15 protein-coding genes and 1 tRNA gene are annotated in these 18,391 nt (G+C 65.5%); 14 read left to right on the top strand and 2 right to left on the bottom strand.

The features are described from left to right. Positions 1–149: 149 nt before the first annotated feature. The 13 genes from ACRYJK_RS00895 to ACRYJK_RS00955 all read left to right on the top strand — a co-directional run bounded on the left by ACRYJK_RS00895 (position 150) and on the right by ACRYJK_RS00955 (position 16,483). Positions 150–347, top strand: coding sequence for a YdcH family protein (locus ACRYJK_RS00895; RefSeq protein WP_482665714.1), 198 nt, complete (start codon positions 150–152; stop codon positions 345–347). Next, positions 347–802, top strand: a complete 456-nt coding sequence (locus ACRYJK_RS00900) for a DUF1465 family protein (protein ID WP_482667361.1) — start codon at positions 347–349, stop codon at positions 800–802. The genes ACRYJK_RS00895 and ACRYJK_RS00900 overlap by 1 nt, the downstream gene beginning before the upstream one ends. Before the next feature lie 105 nt (positions 803–907). Continuing rightward, positions 908–3,214, top strand: a complete 2,307-nt coding sequence (locus tag ACRYJK_RS00905; RefSeq protein ID WP_482665715.1) for an autotransporter assembly complex protein TamA — start codon at positions 908–910, stop codon at positions 3,212–3,214. 62 nt (positions 3,215–3,276) lie between these two features. After that, positions 3,277–7,404 (top strand): translocation/assembly module TamB domain-containing protein, encoded by a 4,128-nt coding sequence (locus ACRYJK_RS00910; protein ID WP_482665716.1) that lies wholly within the window; start codon positions 3,277–3,279, stop codon positions 7,402–7,404. Further along, on the top strand, positions 7,404–8,543 hold the full coding sequence (gene crtY, locus ACRYJK_RS00915) for a lycopene beta-cyclase CrtY (protein WP_482665717.1): 1,140 nt from the start codon (positions 7,404–7,406) through the stop codon (positions 8,541–8,543). The genes ACRYJK_RS00910 and crtY overlap by 1 nt, the downstream gene beginning before the upstream one ends. Further along, positions 8,543–10,045 (top strand): phytoene desaturase, encoded by a 1,503-nt coding sequence (locus ACRYJK_RS00920; RefSeq protein WP_482665718.1) that lies wholly within the window; start codon positions 8,543–8,545, stop codon positions 10,043–10,045. The genes crtY and ACRYJK_RS00920 overlap by 1 nt, the downstream gene beginning before the upstream one ends. Beyond that, a complete protein-coding gene (locus ACRYJK_RS00925; RefSeq protein ID WP_482665719.1) occupies positions 10,042–10,623 on the top strand; it encodes an LOG family protein in 582 nt (193 codons plus the stop codon). Before ACRYJK_RS00920 ends, ACRYJK_RS00925 begins: the two co-directional genes overlap by 4 nt. Then, positions 10,620–11,582, top strand: coding sequence for a phytoene/squalene synthase family protein (locus ACRYJK_RS00930; protein WP_482665720.1), 963 nt, complete (start codon positions 10,620–10,622; stop codon positions 11,580–11,582). Before ACRYJK_RS00925 ends, ACRYJK_RS00930 begins: the two co-directional genes overlap by 4 nt. 141 nt (positions 11,583–11,723) lie before the next feature. After that, the gene (locus ACRYJK_RS00935) at positions 11,724–12,248 is read left to right on the top strand and encodes a YciE/YciF ferroxidase family protein (RefSeq protein ID WP_482665721.1); all 525 of its coding nucleotides are present in this window, start codon (positions 11,724–11,726) and stop codon (positions 12,246–12,248) included. 113 nt (positions 12,249–12,361) lie between these two features. Beyond that, positions 12,362–14,179 carry a translation elongation factor 4 gene (lepA, locus tag ACRYJK_RS00940; protein WP_482665722.1) on the top strand — a complete coding sequence of 606 codons (1,818 nt, stop codon included), beginning with the start codon at positions 12,362–12,364 and terminating at the stop codon, positions 14,177–14,179. Between the two features lie 215 nt (positions 14,180–14,394). After that, entirely contained in the window at positions 14,395–15,450 is a 1,056-nt protein-coding gene (locus ACRYJK_RS00945) for a type I restriction endonuclease (RefSeq protein ID WP_482665723.1), read from the top strand. A 3-nt stretch (positions 15,451–15,453) separates the two neighbouring features. After that, a complete protein-coding gene (locus ACRYJK_RS00950) occupies positions 15,454–16,131 on the top strand; it encodes an HNH endonuclease signature motif containing protein (RefSeq protein WP_482665724.1) in 678 nt (225 codons plus the stop codon). Beyond that, positions 16,121–16,483: a hypothetical protein gene (locus tag ACRYJK_RS00955; RefSeq protein ID WP_482665725.1), complete on the top strand. Its 363-nt coding sequence runs from the start codon at positions 16,121–16,123 to the stop codon at positions 16,481–16,483. Before ACRYJK_RS00950 ends, ACRYJK_RS00955 begins: the two co-directional genes overlap by 11 nt. Positions 16,484–16,973: 490 nt before the next feature. On the opposite strand, the gene ACRYJK_RS00960 is transcribed toward ACRYJK_RS00955, so the two are convergent. Then, positions 16,974–17,159: a helix-turn-helix domain-containing protein gene (locus ACRYJK_RS00960; protein WP_482665726.1), complete on the bottom strand. Its 186-nt coding sequence runs from the start codon at positions 17,157–17,159 to the stop codon at positions 16,974–16,976. A gap of 84 nt (positions 17,160–17,243) precedes the next feature. Next, complete coding sequence (locus tag ACRYJK_RS00965; protein ID WP_482665727.1) at positions 17,244–18,113, bottom strand: hypothetical protein; 870 nt, start codon at positions 18,111–18,113, stop codon at positions 17,244–17,246. 144 nt (positions 18,114–18,257) lie between these two features. On the opposite strand from ACRYJK_RS00965, the gene ACRYJK_RS00970 reads away from it, so the two are divergent. Then, positions 18,258–18,350, top strand: a tRNA-Ser gene (locus ACRYJK_RS00970). Positions 18,351–18,391: the final 41 nt, after the last annotated feature.

Raw genomic sequence — 18,391 nt, forward strand, 5'->3', positions numbered from 1 at the left:
TCGAGTCGCGTTCACGGCCGTCACGGAAATGAAACACGGATCGCTGGCGATGTCTCCCTTGTTTTCGGTGGCGGTGCGACCAGCCGCCATGCGCGGTCGCCAGACGGTGACGCTTGCCCGACGGCGGGGCGACGATAGGGTGCCGCCGCATGACCGCCGACGAACTCGAACGCCGCCTGGAGCGACTGCGGAGCGAACATCGCGATCTCGACACGGCGGTTGCGGCGATTTCCGGTCAGGCCAACCCCGACATGCTCGCGATCGCGCGCCTCAAGAAGCGCAAGCTCCTGCTGCGCGACGAGATCGCGTGGATCGAGGATCAGTTGGTTCCGGACATCATCGCATGATGGACCCATCGCTGCGGTCGGCAATGGTGGAAAGCCTTCATCACGAGGCTTTGGACCTCGCCCAATCCGTGCGCGACTGGTTCACGTCCGCGGCGTCGCCGCGGACGGACGGAGTTCCGCATGTGTTCGATGGGTGGGCGGGGCAGAGTGATCGCGAACTGGGTGTCCTGCTGTCCTGCGAATCCCTCCGCCTGACCAGCCGCCTGATGCATGTGATCGCGTGGACGATGGAGCAGATGAGCGAGCCGCACGACAGCGTGCCGGAGGCGGTAGCGACGGCCGACGAAGACACGCTCCAACGTCTGCCCGGTCCGGTCCGAACGATGGTTTCCGCGTCGCTCCGATTGCACGAACGGGCGGTGCAGATCGCATGCCCCCAAGCTGAGGTCGCCGCAGGCGCTCCCGCCCTCCAGTCGCTGTTGGCTGCCAGATTGAACGACCTTCACGCGAACTAAATGCCGCGCGGGGTTGATCGGCAGGGCATTTTTCGCGACGGTGCCCATCGTTTGATCGCGAACCGTCGCGAAGCAGGCGCGCTGCGGCGCCAAGAGCGTGGTGTTTTGAACGAGTTGCAATCCCTCGGCACCGTCCGCCGCCTGCGTCACCCTGCATTGCCGAGCGTTGCCCTTCGCGCGCTGCTCGGTTCGGTCGCGGTCGGGTGCGCACTGACCGGCGCCAGCGCGAGTGCGCAGACCAGCGCGAGCTCGCCGCAAGCTGAGGCGCCGCCGCCGATCGACCCGGACGCCCCGCTCCCGCCGTTGGCCCCGATCGGAGACGATCCGTTCGGCGATCTCGACCCGAACGCGCCGCTCGCGGAACTCCCGGCCGTGCCAGGGCTGCCGGAGGTGGCATGGCCCGATCCCGCAGCTCCGATCCCGCCGCTGCAGCCGCTTACGCCGCCGCAGCTCGCGAACGAAGGGGCCGTGTCCAATCTGCCGGGCAGCGCCGAGGACCCGCTGGTTGCGCAGCTTCCTCCGCCGGTCGACGGGAGCCGCGCCGCCGAGGCGGGAGAGGTGGTGCCAATCCCGCCAGCGGTGAAGCTCGCGCCGCCGTCGGATGCGCCAACTCTCGACGCCGACGAAACGCAGACCGCGGTCGCGCCCATCGGCGAGACGCGGCGTTATTCGGTCGCCGTGCAGGGCTTCGCCGACCTGCCTGAGGAGGATTGGCTGGAGGAGCGGTTCGACGAATTGTCCGCGTTGCGCGCGGCGGACGGCGACAGCGCGAACGGCGCGCAGATCAACCGCCGACTGCGAGAAGACATCGAACTCGCCACGCAATTGTTACGCAACGCCGGATATTATGATGCCGAGGTTGCCGCGGAGGTCCGCCGCTCCGGTGATCGCTGGCAGATTGTGCTGAACAGTGAGGCGGGCCGGCAATATATCTATCGCGAAGTGACCGTGGCCGGCCTCGACGCCGCCGGCGAAGCGGAAAGCTCACGGCTTCGGCCGGCGTTCGGCAATCCGATCGGCGATCCGATTGCGGTCGGCGACCCGATTGATGCCGACATCCTGATCGGCAGCCAGAAGAACCTGCGCTACGAGATGCGCGAGACGGGTTATCCTTTCGCCGAGATCGGCGAGGAGACAGTGGTCGTCGATCACGAGACGTTCGACGGAACGCTCAACCAACCCGTCACGCCGGGCGCGCGTCTGCGTTTTGGCGAAATCATCGCCGACGACGGGGGTCTGCTGGGTTCGCGTCACCTGCAACAGATCGCGCGCTTCTCGCCCGGCGAATGGTATCGGGCCTCGAGTGTCGAAGATTTGCGGCGCGCGCTGATCGCGACCGGGCTGGTCAGCTCGGTCGAGATTGCGCCGCGAGCGGCGATCGATGGCGAGACCGTCAATCTCAACGTCGGCATCACGCCGGGGCCGCAGCGCACGCTCGCGGGGCTGCTGGGCTACTCCACGGGTCAGGGGTTGCGGGCCGAAGCGAGCTGGGAGCATCGCAACCTGTTCCCGCCGGAAGGCGCGCTGATCCTGCGCGGCATCATCGGTACGCGCGAACAGCTCGCCAGCGTCACCTTCCGCCGCAACAATTGGCGCGAACGCGATCGTGTGCTCACCGCGCAGGCGCTGGTTAGCAACATCGAAAGCGACGCCTTCACCGCGCAGACAATCCACCTGTCCGGCCGCATCGAGCGTCCATCGACGCTGATCTACCAGAAGATCTGGTCCTGGGCCGTCGGCGCGGAAGTGCTCGGCACCGACGAACTGGCGTTTGTGCCTGCGCTCAATGGCGAAGCAAAGCGGCGTTATGTCATCGCCGGGGCGTTCGGGTTGGTCAGCTACGATCGGTCGAACAGCCTGCTCGACCCCACGCGCGGCTTCCGCCTCACCGCGCGTCTGGCGCCGGAAATCAGCTTTCTTCAGGGAACGTTCGGCTACGTCCGGGGACAGCTCGACGGCACCTATTACCGGCCGATCAATGATCGGATTGTCCTCGCCGGGCGCGCGCGCGTGGCGGGCATCGTCGGTGCATCGCGCGACGATATTGCGCCGTCGCGACGGCTCTATGCGGGTGGCGGCGGTTCGGTGCGCGGATATGGGTATCAGCGGATTGGCCCGCTTGCGCCCAACGGCCGCCCGATTGGTGGTACGAGCCTGATCGAGGTCGCTGCCGAGGCGCGTATCCGGGCGTTCGGCAATTTCTCGATCGTGCCGTTCATCGACGCGGGCAATGTGTATCCGACCGCGCTGCCGAGCTTCTCCGATCTCGGTGAAATGCGCTTCGGCGCAGGGATTGGCGTGCGTTACGCGACAAATTTCGGCCCGATCCGCGTTGACCTCGGCACGCCGCTCAACCCGCGCCCGGGTGACAGCCGCATCGCCGTATATGTAAGCCTGGGGCAGGCGTTCTGACCATCGACGCCGCCCCCATGTCCCCGCTCGACCAACGACCCGCACCGGCTGAGCCGCCCGCGGTGCGACGTCGCCGCGCGCGAGCGGTGCGCTGGCTGCTGATCGCTTTGGCGGCGCTCGCGGCGCTGGTCGGGGTGGCCTATTATGGCGCCGACAGCAGCGTCGGACGGCGCTTCCTGACCGACCGTATCGCAGAGATCGCGCCGGAAAGCGGGCTACGCATCCGCGTCGGCCGGATCGAAGGGTCGATCTACAAGGACGCCGTGCTGCGCGACGTGCGGCTCTACGATCCGAACGGCCTGTTCGCGACAATTCCAGAGGCGCGGCTCGACTGGTCGCCCTTCGACTTTCCGATCCGCCGCCGGCTGACGATCGATTCGCTGGTCATCCCGACCGCGGACATGGTGCGTGTCCCCGAACTCAATCCGGGTGACCCCAACAAGCCGATCCTACCCGACTTCGACATCCGCATCGGCAACCTCGTCGTCGGGCGGCTCAATCTGCCGGCGACGATCACCGGACGGCCTGAGGTCGCTTCGCTTCGTGGGCGCGCCGAAGTGCGCACGGGGACCGCCGATATCGACGTCGACGCCCGGGTTGAGCGCGGCGACATGCTGGCTGGCAAGCTCCTCGTCGCCCCCGATCGCGGCGATTTCGACATCGACGCTCGCATGACCGCGCCCCGCGACGGCGTGCTCACCAACATGCTCGGCATCCAACGGCCGATCGATGCGATCATCCGGGGTCAGGGCCGATACCGCGACTGGCGCGGAGCGCTGCTTGCGGAAAGCGAGGGGACATCCATCGCGCGGCTCCAGCTTGGTGCCCAGAGCGGTCGATACACCGCCGTCGGACGGGTGCGGCCGGATCTGTTCACGACCGGTGTCGTGCAGCGGCTCACCAGCGGCGGGGCGGCGGTCGACATCGACGGGCGGTTCGAACGGCGCCGGTGGACGGGACGGTTCAACGCGGTGTCCGAGCAGCTGACGCTCGACACCGACGGCACGGTCGACCTCGCCAACAATCGTCTGTCGGGTTTTTCCGCGGATGCGTGGCTGCGTCGTCCGCAGGCGTTGGTGCGGAACCTCAACGGCCAGAACATCCGCCTGTCGGTTCGTGCGGACGGGCCATTTCAGGGTCCGCGCATCGACTATCGCGCAACAGCGGCGTGGGCGTCGCTCGGCAATATTCGCGGGGATCGGATCACGGCGCAGGGGGAGGGCGTGGTCGGTCGACTGGCGACCCGCTTGCCTTTGTCGCTGCGGGTCGCCCGGGTCACGGGCGTCGGGACGTTCGCGGAACGGATTGTTGCCGATTTGCGTGCGGATGGCGTGATCCGGATTGTCGGTCAGACGCTTACCACCGACCTGATGCGCATTCGCGGCGCCGGGATCGACGGGCGCATCGGACTGACCGCCAATCTGCGGACCGGGGTCGCGCGCGGAGCTTTTGACGGAGCGTTGCCGGGTCTCGAAATCCCGGGGCTGGGGCGCATCGACCTCGTTACCTCGCTCACCGGACGGCAGGATCGTGGGCTGGCGTTCGCGGGGCGGGCACGGGCGACGGTTCGCCGGCTCGACAACGGCTTCCTCCGCACGCTGACCGGCGGGCTGCCGGTGGTGGAGGGTGACCTCAACTTCGGCACCGATGGAGTGGTGCGCTTCCCCCGGTTTACCGTGCGCTCGCCGCTGCTGAACCTGACCGGCAGCGGGTTGCGGCGGGCCGACGGGACATTTCAGTTGAGCGGACGCGGCCGCCACGCGCGTTACGGCCCGGTCGTGGCAACGCTTGACGGACCGATCAATCGCCCGCGCGTCCGACTGCAACTTGCCAACCCGTTGCCCGCCGCAAAGCTTGGCAACATCCGGCTCGACCTCGTACCGCGCGCGGACGGATTTGACTTTACCTCCAGCGGGCAATCGTTGCTGGGACCGTATCAGGCGTCGGGGCGCATCCTGCTGTCGCAGGGCCCGGTCGTCATCGATCTCGCCCGGCTTGCGGTCGGCGGCACGACCGCACGGGGCCGCATCTCGGTGGTGAGCGGCGGGCTGGTCGGACCACTAACGCTGGCGGGCGGCGGGCTTGACGGCACGGTCCGGCTGGACGTGCTGCGCGGGGTGCAGCGCGCCGCGCTCGCGCTGGCGCTTTCCAATGCGCGCTTCCCCGGACCGCCCGAGATTTCGGTCGCGCGCGGGCGTGTGGACGGCTCGTTACTGTTCGACCCGCGCGGCCTCGCCGTGCAAGGCCGTTTCGATGGCAGCGGCGTCCGTTATGGTACGACGAGCTTCGACCGGTTTGTGGCCGACGCCAATCTCGTCGGCGGGCGCGGTCCGGTTCGCGCGAGCTTCGTCACGGGTGGCAACCGCCTGCTGTCCCTGCGCGTCGCGGCCGACGTGACGCCGGATCGCATTCGCGCCTTCGCCGCGGGCACGCTCGCGCGGCGCCCGATCCGCATGGTCAACCCGGCGAACATCGTGAAGGTGCGCGGTGGCTGGCGGCTCGAGCCGGCGGAACTGGTGTTCGAGGGCGGGCGGGTGCGCGTCGCCGGGACGAGCACCACCGCGGGTCTGGATGTCGACGCGACGCTTCAGAACTTGCCACTGAGCCTCGTCGCCGCATTCCGGCCCGACCTTGGGCTCGACGGCCGGGTCAGCGGAACGGTGAACTATCGTAGCCTCGGCGGGCTTCCCACCGGGACCGCTCAGCTCAACCTCCGCAATCTGACCCGGGCAGGCCTCACCGACGGGAGCGGTCCCGTCGACGTCGGCCTCAACGCCGCGCTGTCCGAAACCGGCGCAGCAGCGCGCGCGGTCGTGTCACGCGGCGGAACGGTCATCGGCCGGGCGCAGGCGCGAGTGGCGCCGCTCGCGCGCGGCGGCGACATCATCGCGCGGATTACGAATGCGCCGCTGCAGGCCCAGCTGCGCTACAATGGCGAAGCCGGGGTGCTGTGGCGGCTGACCGGTATCGAGAATCTGGTGATGTCGGGGCCGCTCGGAATTGCCGCCGACGTTACCGGCACGATTCGCGATCCGCGCATCCGCGGGGCGATGCGGACGAGCGACGCGCGCTTTGAAAGCATCGCCACCGGGACGATCGTCACGGGCATCAGCGCGGTCGGACGGTTCGATGGCTCACGGCTGCAGTTGCGCAACATCTCGGGCTCGACGCGCGGGGGTGGTACCGTCACCGGCGAAGGCGATATCGACCTCGCCGCCGCCAACGGGTTCGGAATGGACATGCGGCTACGGGCAACGCGCGCGTTGCTGATCGAACGTGACGACCTGACCGCGCGCGTGACCGGGGCGGGACGTCTGCTCAGCAACGGCGCCGGCGGCACTCTGTCGGGCAACTTCAACATCGATGAGGGCACTTACGTGCTCGGCCGCGCGACGGCGGCGGAGGCGTTGCCGGTCATCAACGTCATCGAACGCAATGCGCGCAATGGGTCGCGCCAGGCGGCGCGCGCATCGACGCCTTGGCGGCTCGATGTCGTGGCTCGAGGGACCAACAGCCTGCACGTGACCGGCATGGGCCTCGACAGCTGGTGGTCGACCGACGTGCGCGTGCGCGGACCTGTGAACGAGTTCGGGATTTTGGGCACGGCGGAGCTGGACCGCGGCGATTACACCTTTGCCGGGCGCCGGTTCGAGCTCACCACCGGGCAGATTCGTTTCACCGGCTCGACCCCGGTCGACCCGGCGCTCAACATCGTCGCCGAAGACGACATCAGCGGCATCGACGCGCAGGTTCGCGTGCGCGGCACCGGCCAGCGCCCCGAGATCAGCTTCACTTCGTCGCCCGCGCTGCCCGAGGACGAGCTCCTCTCGCGCATCCTGTTCGGCAGTTCGATCACCGACATCAGCGTCACCGAAGCGGCGCAGCTCGGCATTGCGCTGGCGTCGCTGCGCAGCGGCGGGGGCGGGCTCGACCCGATCAACGCAATCCGCCGCGCCGCCGGGCTCGACCGGCTGCGCATCCTGCCTGCCAACACCGAGCTTGGTGCCGGGACGAGCATCGCCGCCGGTAAATATCTCACACGGCGGCTGTTCGTGGAGGTCATCACCGACGGCCAGGGGTACAGCGCGACGCGGGTGGAATTCCAGGTGACGCGCTGGCTGGCGATCCTGGGCGCGATTTCGACGCTCAACAACGAAAGCATCAACGTCCGTATCAAGCGGGACTATTGATGCGTCCCAACCGACCCGACCTTGCCATCGCGGGCGGCGGCCTCGCGGGCGCGCTTGTGGCGCTCGCCTTCGCCAAATGGCGGCCCGAGGTTGAGGTTGCGCTGTACGAAGCGGGGCCGACCTTTGGCGGCAATCACATCTGGTCATTGTTCGACAGTGATCTCTCCGGCGACGCGCGCGCGCTGGTCGAGCCGCTGATCGTCGCGCGCTGGGACAGCTACGACATCGCTTTTCCGGATCGGCGACGGACGTTGCCGACCGGTTACGCCAGCATAACGTCGGAGCGACTGGACGCGGTGGTGCGCGAGGTGCTGGGGGCGCGTGCGCTGAGCGGAGTGATCGCGTCGCCGGAGGAGGGGGAGCTAAAGCTCTTGGGGGAGACGCTGCCCGCCGCCGCCGTGCTCGACGCGCGCGGGCCTGGGGTGGATGACCAGCGCTTTGACGCCGGGTGGCAGAAGTTCGTCGGCCAGATGCTACGGCTAGAAGTGCCGCACGGCCTTACTCGCCCAATCGTCATGGACGCGACCGTCGAGCAGATCGACGGTTATCGCTTCGTGTATGTGCTGCCGTTCGGGCCCGACACATTGTTCGTGGAAGACACATACTACAGCGACACGCCCGACATCGACAGGCTGGCGCTCCGGCAGCGCATCGCCGACTATGCCACCGCGAGAGGTTGGCGCATTGCCAAGATCGAGCGCGAGGAAAGCGGCGCGCTCCCCGTCACCAAGGGCGGGCGGTTCGACAGCGTCTGGCCCCATCGCGATCGCATCGCTCGCGTCGGTGCCCGTGCGGGCGCGTTCCACCCGACCACCGGCTATTCGCTTCCCCGCGCCGCCGAAACGGCGGTTGCGCTGGCGAAGGGATGGCCTTTCGACAACCTCGCCGCGACCACGCGCACCATGGCGGAGGCGCACTGGAACGGCGGCTGGTTCTACCGCCTGCTCGACCGCATGCTGTTCGACGCCGCGCCGCCCGAACAGCGTTACCGGGTGCTCCAGCATTTCTACCGCCTGCCGGTCGATGTCGTTGAGCGATTTTATGCGGGCAAAACCACGCGCACCGACGTGCTGCGCATCTTGTCGGGGCGTCCGCCGGTGCCCATAGCAGCGGCTCTCCAGACGATGATGAGGCGATAATGGGTACGGCCGGCGGAAGCCAAGCGATCGTGGTCGGTGCAGGCTTCGGCGGCCTCGCGCTCGCCATCCGGCTGCAATCGGCGGGGATCGCCACCACCATCGTCGAAGGCCGCGACAAGCCGGGCGGGCGCGCCTACCACTGGAAACGCGAGGGCTTCACCTTCGACGCCGGGCCGACGGTCATCACCGACCCCAACTGCCTGCGCGAGCTATGGGCGCTGACTGGTGCGGACATGGCCCGCGACGTCGAGCTGATGGAGGTCAAGCCCTTCTACCGCCTGACTTGGCCCGACGGCTCCGCGTTCGATTACACCAACGACGAACGGACGCTCTACGACGGCATCGCGCGCTTCAATCCCAAGGACGTCGAGGGCTACCGCCGCTTTCTCGATTATAGCGCGGGGGTGTATGAGGAGGGCTACGTCAAGCTCGGCCACGTCCCGTTTCTCGACTTTGGCGCGATGATCAAGGCGGCTCCGGCGCTCGCCAAATATCAGGCGTGGCGCAGCGTCTACGGCATGGTCAGCGCCTTTATCGAGGACGAGCGACTGCGTGAGGCGTTCAGCTTTCACACGCTGCTGGTCGGCGGCGACCCGCGCAAGACGTCGAGTATCTACGCGCTTATCCACAAGCTCGAGAAAGACGGTGGCGTCTGGTTCGCCAAGGGCGGCACCAATGCGCTGGTCGCCGGGATGGTCGCGCATTTCGAGCGACTGGGCGGTGTCCTCCGGCTCGATGACCCGGCGGTGGAGATCGTGACCGAGGGCGATCGCGCGACCGGCGTCGTCACGCGCAGCGGCTGGCGCGGTCCGGCGAACATGGTCGCCACCAACGCCGATGTGATGCACAGCTATCGCGATCTCCTGAAGGGGCATCGCCGCGGCGCCAAGGCCGCGCGCGGGCTCGCGCGCAAACGCTGGTCGCCCTCGCTGTTTGTGGTGCACTTCGGGTTGAAGGGCGACTATCCCGACATCGCGCACCACAGCATCCTCTTCGGGCCGCGCTATGCCGGGCTGCTCGATGACATCTACAATAACGGGGTGCTGCCTGAGGATTTCTCGCTCTACCTCCACCACCCGACTGCCACCGACAAGGATATGGCGCCGCCGGGGCACGCGACCTTCTACGCGCTCGCCCCGGTGGGGCACATGGGCAAGCTCGACATCGACTGGAGCGTGGAGGGGCCGAAGCTCGAACGCCGCATCATCGACGCGGTAGGGGAGCGCTGCGGCATCGCCGACATTCATGAGAAGGTGGTGACGAGCTTTCACTACGCGCCGCCCGACTTCGGCCGCGACCTCAACGCGTACCACGGCAGCGCCTTCAGCCTCGAGCCGTTGTTGTGGCAAAGCGCCTGGTTCCGCACCCACAATCGCGACGATGTGATCGGCAACCTCTACTTCGCCGGCGCCGGCACGCACCCCGGTGCCGGCATTCCCGGCGTGGTCGGCAGCGCCAAGGCGACCGCTCGGCTGATGATTGGCGAGCGGGTGCCGGCGTGAGGCGGCTCGCGGTCTATTGCGGGTCGGCGACGCCGGAAAACCCGCTCTATATGGCGCTTGCGCATGAGGTGGGGCGGACGCTGGCGGAGCGGGGGATTGGCGTCGTTTATGGCGGCGGGCGGCTGGGGCTGATGGGGGCGGTGGCGGATGCGGCGCTGGCTGCAGGAGGCGAGGTGATCGGGGTGATCCCCGAAGCGCTCACCGGTGCCGAGGTGGCGCATCGCGGGTGCACCGAGCTGCACGTCGTGCCCGGCATGCACGAGCGGAAGAAGGCGTTCACTGACCTCTCCGACGGTTTCGTCACCCTCCCCGGCGGGGTGGGGACGATGGACGAGCTGTGGGAGGCGATCAGCTGGGCGCAGCTCGGCTATCACAACAAGCCGGTCGGCCTGCTCAACGCCGCGGGTTTCTATGACGAGCTGATCGGCTTCTACCGGCACATGGCGGAGGTCGGTTTCGTCCGCCCCGCGCACCGCGACATCATGATCGTGCGCGACACGCTGCCCGACCTGCTCGACGCGATGGCGAGCTATCGACCGCATCGCACCATCTTTGCGATGAGCGCGGACGACCTGTGACCGCCGCGCCGCCCGCGACGCTGGATCGGGCGGCGCTGGTCGCCTTCGCCCGCGACAGCATCGCGCGCGGTTCGCGCAGCTTTCGCTTCGCGAGCAAGCTGTTCGATCCCGTCACCCGGGAGCGCGCATGGCTGCTCTACGCCTGGTGCCGCGCCTGCGACGACATTGCCGACGGGCAGGACCACGGCGGCAACATGACCCCGCCGACCGACGCCGAAGCGGCGGAGCGCGCCGCGCGGGTGCGCTCGCTCACCGACCGGGCCTGGGCGGGGAAACCGACCGGCGAACCCGCGTTCGACGCGCTCGCGCAGTTGCGCCGAGAGGTGCCAATCGAGCGCCGCTTCATCGATGCGCTGCTCGAAGGGTTCGATCGCGATGCCGACGGCTGGCGACCGCGCAGCGAAGCGGATCTGTTCTCCTATTGCTACAATGTCGCCGGATCGGTCGGCTGCATGATGGCGCAGGTTATGGGGGTATCGGCGACCGACGAGGACACGCTCGACCGTGCCTGCGACCTCGGCATCGCCTTCCAGCTTGCCAATATCGCGCGCGACGTCGCTGAGGATTACGCCGGCGACCGGCTCTACCTCCCCGAAGAGTGGCTGACCGACACCGACATCCCGCCGGGGATGCATATGCACCCGATGTATCGCAAGCGGCTGGCGGTAATGGCCAAATGGCTTGCTGAGTACGTCGACATGTACGAAGCCTCTGCCCGCATCGGTGCTGCGCGGCTGCTGCTCCGCTCGCGCTGGGCGGTGCTGTCGGCGGCGGGCATCTATGGCCGCATCGCGCGCGAGGTGCATGCCCGCGGCGAAAAGGCGTGGGACCATCGCGTCACCACCAGCAAGGCGGAAAAGCTCGAGGATGTCGCCCGTGCCGCGGTGCGCGCGCTGCGACCACGGGCGACGACGCGCGAGGCCCGCAGACGCGTCGACCTCTGGACCCGTCCGCGCTGACCGGTCGCGCCGACCCGTTCGTCTTGCGCAACTGACATCAAGTCGAAATGCTCGGCCGCCATCGGAACTCTCGTCGCCCCCTTCCGTTCGCCTTCCCGAGCCCGGCGGACCGCTGGTGCGACCCATCCCAAGGAGAGAAACATGAGCGACGCCCCCGAAAGCCTCGAGGACATCTACGAGCACGAACTCCAGGATTTGTGGTCGGCCAATGACCAGATGAAGAAGGTCGTCGAGCAGCTCGCCAAGAAGGCGACCGACAGCGACCTCAAAAACCGGCTCGAAAAGTCGGTGCAAGGCATCCAGAAGCACACCGACACGATCAAGTCGCTGCTCGAAGACTTCGGCGGTGAAGTCTCGAAGGAGCATTGCAAGGGCATGGAAGGCCTCTGCAAGGAAGCTCTCAAGCATGCCGTCGAGGAAGACATCGACGACGGCGCGGTGCGCGACGTGATCATCATCGCCCAGTATCAGCGCATGTGCCACTATGGCATCGCCGGCTTCGGCACCGCCAAGGCCTATGCCGAAGCGCTGGGTGAGGAAGAGGCGGCAGAAACGCTCGAGCAGATCACCGCCGACATCTACGACACCGACGAGAATATGTCGCAGCTCGCCGAGATGTGCGTGAACCTGCGCGCGGCCGACGAAGAGGGCGACGCGGAGGATTGATCCCCTCGCACCCACTGCGGCTGTAGGGCAGGGCGGGGGGCAACCTCCGCCCTGTTCGTATGTGCCGCAGCCGCATGACACCGCCGTTCGCGCTTGCTAGTGGCGCGGGCGATATGACTGACCTTTCCCGCATCCGTAATTTTTCGATCATCGCCCACATCGACCACGGCAAGTCGACGCTGGCGGACCGGCTGATCCAACGCACCGGGGGCCTCTCCGACCGCGAGATGACGAGCCAAGTCCTTGATAACATGGACATCGAGAAGGAGCGCGGGATCACCATCAAGGCGCAGACGGTGCGCCTCAACTACACCGCGCGCGATGGCGAGACTTATGAACTCAACCTCATGGACACGCCGGGGCACGTCGATTTCGCCTATGAGGTGAGCCGCTCCCTCGCCGCGTGCGAGGGCGCGCTGCTGGTGGTGGACGCGGCGCAGGGGGTCGAGGCGCAGACGCTCGCCAACGTCTATCAGTCGATCGAGCACAACCACGAGATTGTGCCGGTCATCAACAAGATCGACCTTCCCGCCGCCGAGCCCGAAAAGGTGCGCGCGGAAATCGAGGACATCATCGGCCTCGACGCGTCGGACGCGGTGCTCGCCAGCGCCAAATCGGGCATCGGCATCGACGATGTGCTGGAGGCGGTGGTGGCCAAGATCCCGCCCCCAACCGGCGACCGTGCGGCGCCGCTCAAAGCCATGCTGGTCGACTCCTGGTACGACCCCTACCTCGGCGTCGTCATCCTCGTCCGGGTGATCGATGGGGTCATCAAGAAGGGCCTGCAGGTCAAGTTCATGCAGGGCGGCACCGAGCACCTGATCGACCGCGTCGGCGCCTTCACCCCCAAACGCATCGACCTCGACGAGATCGGCCCGGGCGAGATCGGCTTTATCACCGCGCAGATCAAGGAGGTCGAACAGGCCCGCGTCGGCGACACCATCACCACGGTGAAGGGCGGCGCCACGGAGGCGCTCCCCGGCTACAAGGAGGTGCAGCCGGTGGTGTTCTGCGGGCTGTTCCCGGTGGATGCAGCGGATTTCGAAAAGCTGCGCGAGAGCATCGCGCGGCTGCGGCTCAACGACGCCAGCTTCTCGTTCGAGATGGAATCGAGCGCGGCGCTGGGGTTCGGCTTTCGCGCGGGCTTCCTGGGGCTGCTCCACCTCGAGATCATCCAGGAGCGGCTGTCCCGCGAATATGACCTCGACCTCATTACCACCGCGCCGAGCGTCGTCTATCGCCTGAAGCTGGGGAAGAGCCGCACCGAGGACGCGCGCGAGCTCATGCTCCACAACCCCGCCGACTGGCCCGACCAGAACCGCATCGAAAGCGTCGAGGAGCCGTGGATCAAGGCGACGATCTACACCCCCGACGAATATCTCGGGCCGATCCTCAAGCTGTGCCAGGACCGTCGCGGGGTGCAGACGGGCCTCACCTATGTCGGCGGGCGCGCGCAGGTGAATTACGAGCTGCCGCTGAACGAGGTGGTGTTCGATTTCTACGACCGGCTGAAAAGCATCAGTCGCGGCTATGCGAGCTTCGATTACGAGCAGATCGGGCTGCGCGAGGGCGACCTCGTCAAGATGAACATCCTCGTCAACAACGAGCCGGTCGACGCGCTCTCCCTCATCGTCCACCGCGCCAACGCGGAGGCACGCGGCCGCGGCATGTGCGAGCGGCTGAAGGACCTGATCCCCCGCCACCTGTTCAAGATCCCGATTCAGGCGGCGATCGGCGGCAAAGTCATCGCCCGCGAAACCATCGCCGCGCTGCGAAAGGACGTGACGGCGAAATGCTACGGCGGCGACATCACGCGAAAGAAGAAGCTGCTCGAGAAGCAGAAGAAGGGCAAGGCGCGCATGCGCGAGTATGGCAACGTCAGCATCCCGCAGGAGGCGTTCATCGCGGCGCTAAGGATGGGGGAGGAGTGAAGCCTCGCGCCTAGCGCCGGCGTTTGCGCACCAAACTACAACCTAGAAGCGAGGGGCTGTAATCCCGGCCGGGGGCCGGCGAGCCCCTGCCAAGCCGAGCCCTTCGACGACGCGTCTTTGCCGCGCCGGTGCTTCCTTTCTTCTCTTGACTATTAAACGCCACTCCGGTGCAAAAACCATATGAAAGCAAACGCGTTCGTTTGTAGGGGGGCGGAATGGACCTGGAAGCTAGTATCGCAGACTTGGCGTCGAAGCTCCGTCAGCATCGTGAAATTCTAGCCACCGAGGAAGCAGCCAAGACAACGCTGGTTTTGCCGTTTCTGCGGGCCTTAGGTTATGATATCTTCGATCCGGCAGAGGTGAAGCCCGAGTTCACTTGTGACGTTGGGACGAAGAAGGGTGAAAAAGTCGACTACGCGATTTGCGTTGGCGGGGACGTCACTTTCCTTGTCGAGTGCAAACCGGTCACGAGTGAGCTTTCGATCAAGCACGCAAGCCAGTTGTTTCGTTATTTCACGGCGACCACCGCCCGCGTTGCCTTGCTGACAAACGGGGTTGTTTACCAATTTTTCACTGACTCCGATCGTCCGAACGTTATGGACGAGAAGCCGTTCTTCACGCTGAACCTAGAAAATTACAGGAAGAACGATCTTAAGCATCTCGCGGCCTTTGCCCGCGTCGATTTCAACGTCGAACAGATCGTCAACCAAGCGGGGGCTCTAAAGCTCCATACACAGGTTCTCGCCGAGCTCAGGAGAGAGTTCTCGCAGCCTTCTGAGGAGTTCGTTCGACTGATTGCTACTAGACTTCACGACGGGCGTTTAACGGAACAGGTGCGCGAACGATTCTCGTCGGTCATCGTGCAGGCAATTGGCAATTTGATCCGTGAGGGGATCAATGAGCGCTTGGAGACTGCGATCAGCCAGGGCGAGCCTGTGCCGACTGATGCGAGTCTCCCAGAGCCGGAGGCGATCGAGACGACCCAGGTTGAAATCGACGGGTTCAACATCGTCCGTGCAATTTGCTCAAAATTGGTGGCGCCAGAGCGGGTCACAATGCGGGACGCGAAATCATATTGTGCAATCCTTCTGGATAACAACAATCGCCGCACTCTCGCACGCTTGCACTTTAACAGCCCGACGGCCAGATACCTTGGCTTGTTTAGCGGCAAGGATGAGGAAAGACGCACTGTGAGCGGCCCGGTCGACATCTACCAGCATGCCGATGCGTTATTGACGCGCGTAGCCGAGTTGGAAGGCAGCAAAGGTTGAGCGATGGCCATATCCGAAGCGGATGTGAAGCTCCTGTGGGGTCGCGCTGCTGGCATGTGCTCCCGCCCGGGATGCGGAACCGATCTGACGAGTCTTCCTGAAGGAAAGAAAGCCTATTCCGTTGGCGAGATGGCGCATGTCATCGCTCGTGCTGCACATGGTCCAAGGGGCAATGGGACGGGCGGCGATGATAGCTACGCAAATCTCATATTGCTGTGCCCGACCTGCCATCGACACGTCGACAAAGCTCCTGACGGTGAGTTTACTGCTGAGATACTACATCAGTGGAAGGATGAGCACGAGGCACATGTCCGCACGCTAGGAAGCGGCCAGCGATTTTCCACCAATGACGATTTGTCTCGTGTGGTGCGCTCCAGACTCGCCATAAATCGGGCGGTTTGGCGCGACTTCGGTCCCGAATGCGAAGCTGCACAAGACGATCCTGGTTCCAACGCGTTTGAGATATGGAAATTGAGGCGAACAGACACAATCGTTCCCAATAATCGATTTATTATAAACGTGATTGAGGCCAACGAGAATTTGCTTACGGACGAGCAGGTGTCAGCGTTTGCTGACTTCCGCTCTCACGCAGAAGCTTACGAAGCTCACATGGAAAGTGCGATTGATCGGTATCCCACCTTTCCAAAGCACTTCGAAAAGGCGTTTGCGAATGTTGAATAATGGAGAGAATGCGTACGGAGTGACTTACGGGCGGATCATGTTCCTACAAAGGATCATTGAAGGTCACGGTAATGTGGCATCTTTCGAGCGACACGATGACGTTGCATTTGATATTGAACGTGTTGAGCAAAAGGATATCATTCAAGTCATATGCGTTGAGGAATATGTCCTATCGGACGCAATGGCTCGGCAGGTTTGGGCTGACTTTCCAAAAGTCGACATTATCTTCGTGGGTGGGAAATGGAATCATACTTCCACTCCCGCCAGCGCGTTTTGTCGAGCAAAAAAGATCGGCGTATATAATGCAGGTGGTATAAATGCCGGGCTTCTTAAGACCAGATTTTGGCTTTAGAAGGTCGCGACTAGAATCTCTAGTTCGGCATAGCGTGAGTGGGCTCAGGTCCGTAATCTCCGTTTGGGTGTTCGGATCATATCTTCGAATTGGCCCGTTTAACGATGTTGACCTCTTGGTCGCCCTTGCATCTACGGACTCAAAGCTCGTGCATGACGCGAAACTGGTAAAGCGATCACTGCGCGACAGTTTTAGGCGGAGGGGTCTTCCAGTTCATATACTGACTCTTCGCTCGAATGAAATTCGAGAACGTCCGCTCCGAGATATGCACACGCTGGAAATCTTGTTTGAGAGGGCCGGGCCGTCGCGAATTCGTCTCAAGTTGTGAGATCGAAAGGTTCGGCGCAAGGATTGGTCGAACGGACGGCGCTCGATTGTCACGTTGATACTCCCCGCCCCGCGCAATCAACGCCAACGCCGTCTCCAGATCCGCATCCACCATCGCCAACAGCATGCGCGCCGGGGCGTCGGGGGAGCGGCGGTGTTGTTCTCAGTCGCGCGCGGTGGCGACGGGCACGCGCAGTCTGTCGGCGAAGCCGGTCTGGCTGAGCTTGGTCTTGGCGCGGATCGCCTTGACGTCGGGGCCGGCGGAGACGCGGCCCTTGGTGGTGTCGCCTTCGGCGTAGGCGATGGCATCGGCGAGGCCGGCGGCGATCTTGCTAAACGCGTTGGTCATGATGTGTCCTTGCTTGCTCATGGTGGAGCCGGAGCAGCAAGCCCTGATACGAGATTTCTTTGTCGGGTTGCGCCGAGCCATCCGCTATATCTTGCTATCCTCCCCGACCTCATCCCACTCCGCGTCCTCGTCACCCAAGCGGGTCGGGTTGCGCTGGTCGTAGAGCCGCGCGGCTTCGCGGTCGCAGGTGAGTTCCCAGCCGTGGCGCCATAGGGGGCCGCTGGCGGGGGCGCCTTTGGCTTTTTCGGCCTGGACAGCGGCGTGGTAGGCTTCGTAGGCGACGCGGACGGCGGGGCTCATCTGCTGTTCGCACGCTTGCGCCGCGTGATAGCCCGCGATCACGCCGCGCATCGACAGCGCCTCGCACATCTCGCTCTCCAGTTCGGCGCGGGCGTTGGCTTCGGCAAGCTCGCGCAGCTCGGGGTAAATCTCCTCCACGATCTCCTCGACCAGCTCCTCGCGCCACTGCGCCTTCAGCTTGGCGAGCCGCTGCTTGTCGAGCCCGCTCATCGCGCGGGCGCGCCGCATCCCGTATTTCTCCGGCATGCGCGACTGGAGGATGAGCAGCGCCACGCGCTCGTTGAAGACGCGGCGGGTGCCAAAGCTCTTGCCGGCGGACAGCACCGGCACCTCGACCCCGTTGATGGCGCGGTCCATCATGCTCGCTTCAAGGAGGCGAACCCCGCAGTCGAGCGCGGCGTCCCACGCGGCGCGAAAGCTTTCCGCGCCCGGCTGGCGGCGCAGGGCATAGGCGCCGACGGTGGTCATACCGACCGCGCGGCAAGCGTCCTTGACGCTGCCGGTGTCGGCGAGCGCTTCGATGAAGCCGCGCTGGCGCTGCTCGGTCCAGCCGTCGTGGCGATTGCGCTGGCGGGGCACGGGGTCGAAGGCGGGGAGCTCTCCGACCGGAGGGGCGGTAGAAGCGAGGGGGGTGGCCTTGGGTGCGCTGCTCATGCGCGCGGGTGGATCACAGGCGCGGCGCTGTAGGACAGCTGCGGCGCCGCGGCGCTGCGGGCGGCGGGGCGGGCGGCGGGGCGGAAAAGCGTCGCGCTGCGCGTTGACACCGCCGCGCCCGCTCCTCTAGGAGCCTCCGCGACCGGAGACGTGGGTGAGTGGCTGAAACCAGCGGTTTGCTAAACCGTCGTAGTCTTTAAGGGGCTACCGAGGGTTCGAATCCCTCCGTCTCCGCCAGTTCCCGACTGTATCAGCACGGCGCAGGTCGTTGAGGACCG

This window comes from Sphingomonas sp. BLHR8 (assembly GCF_056821725.1).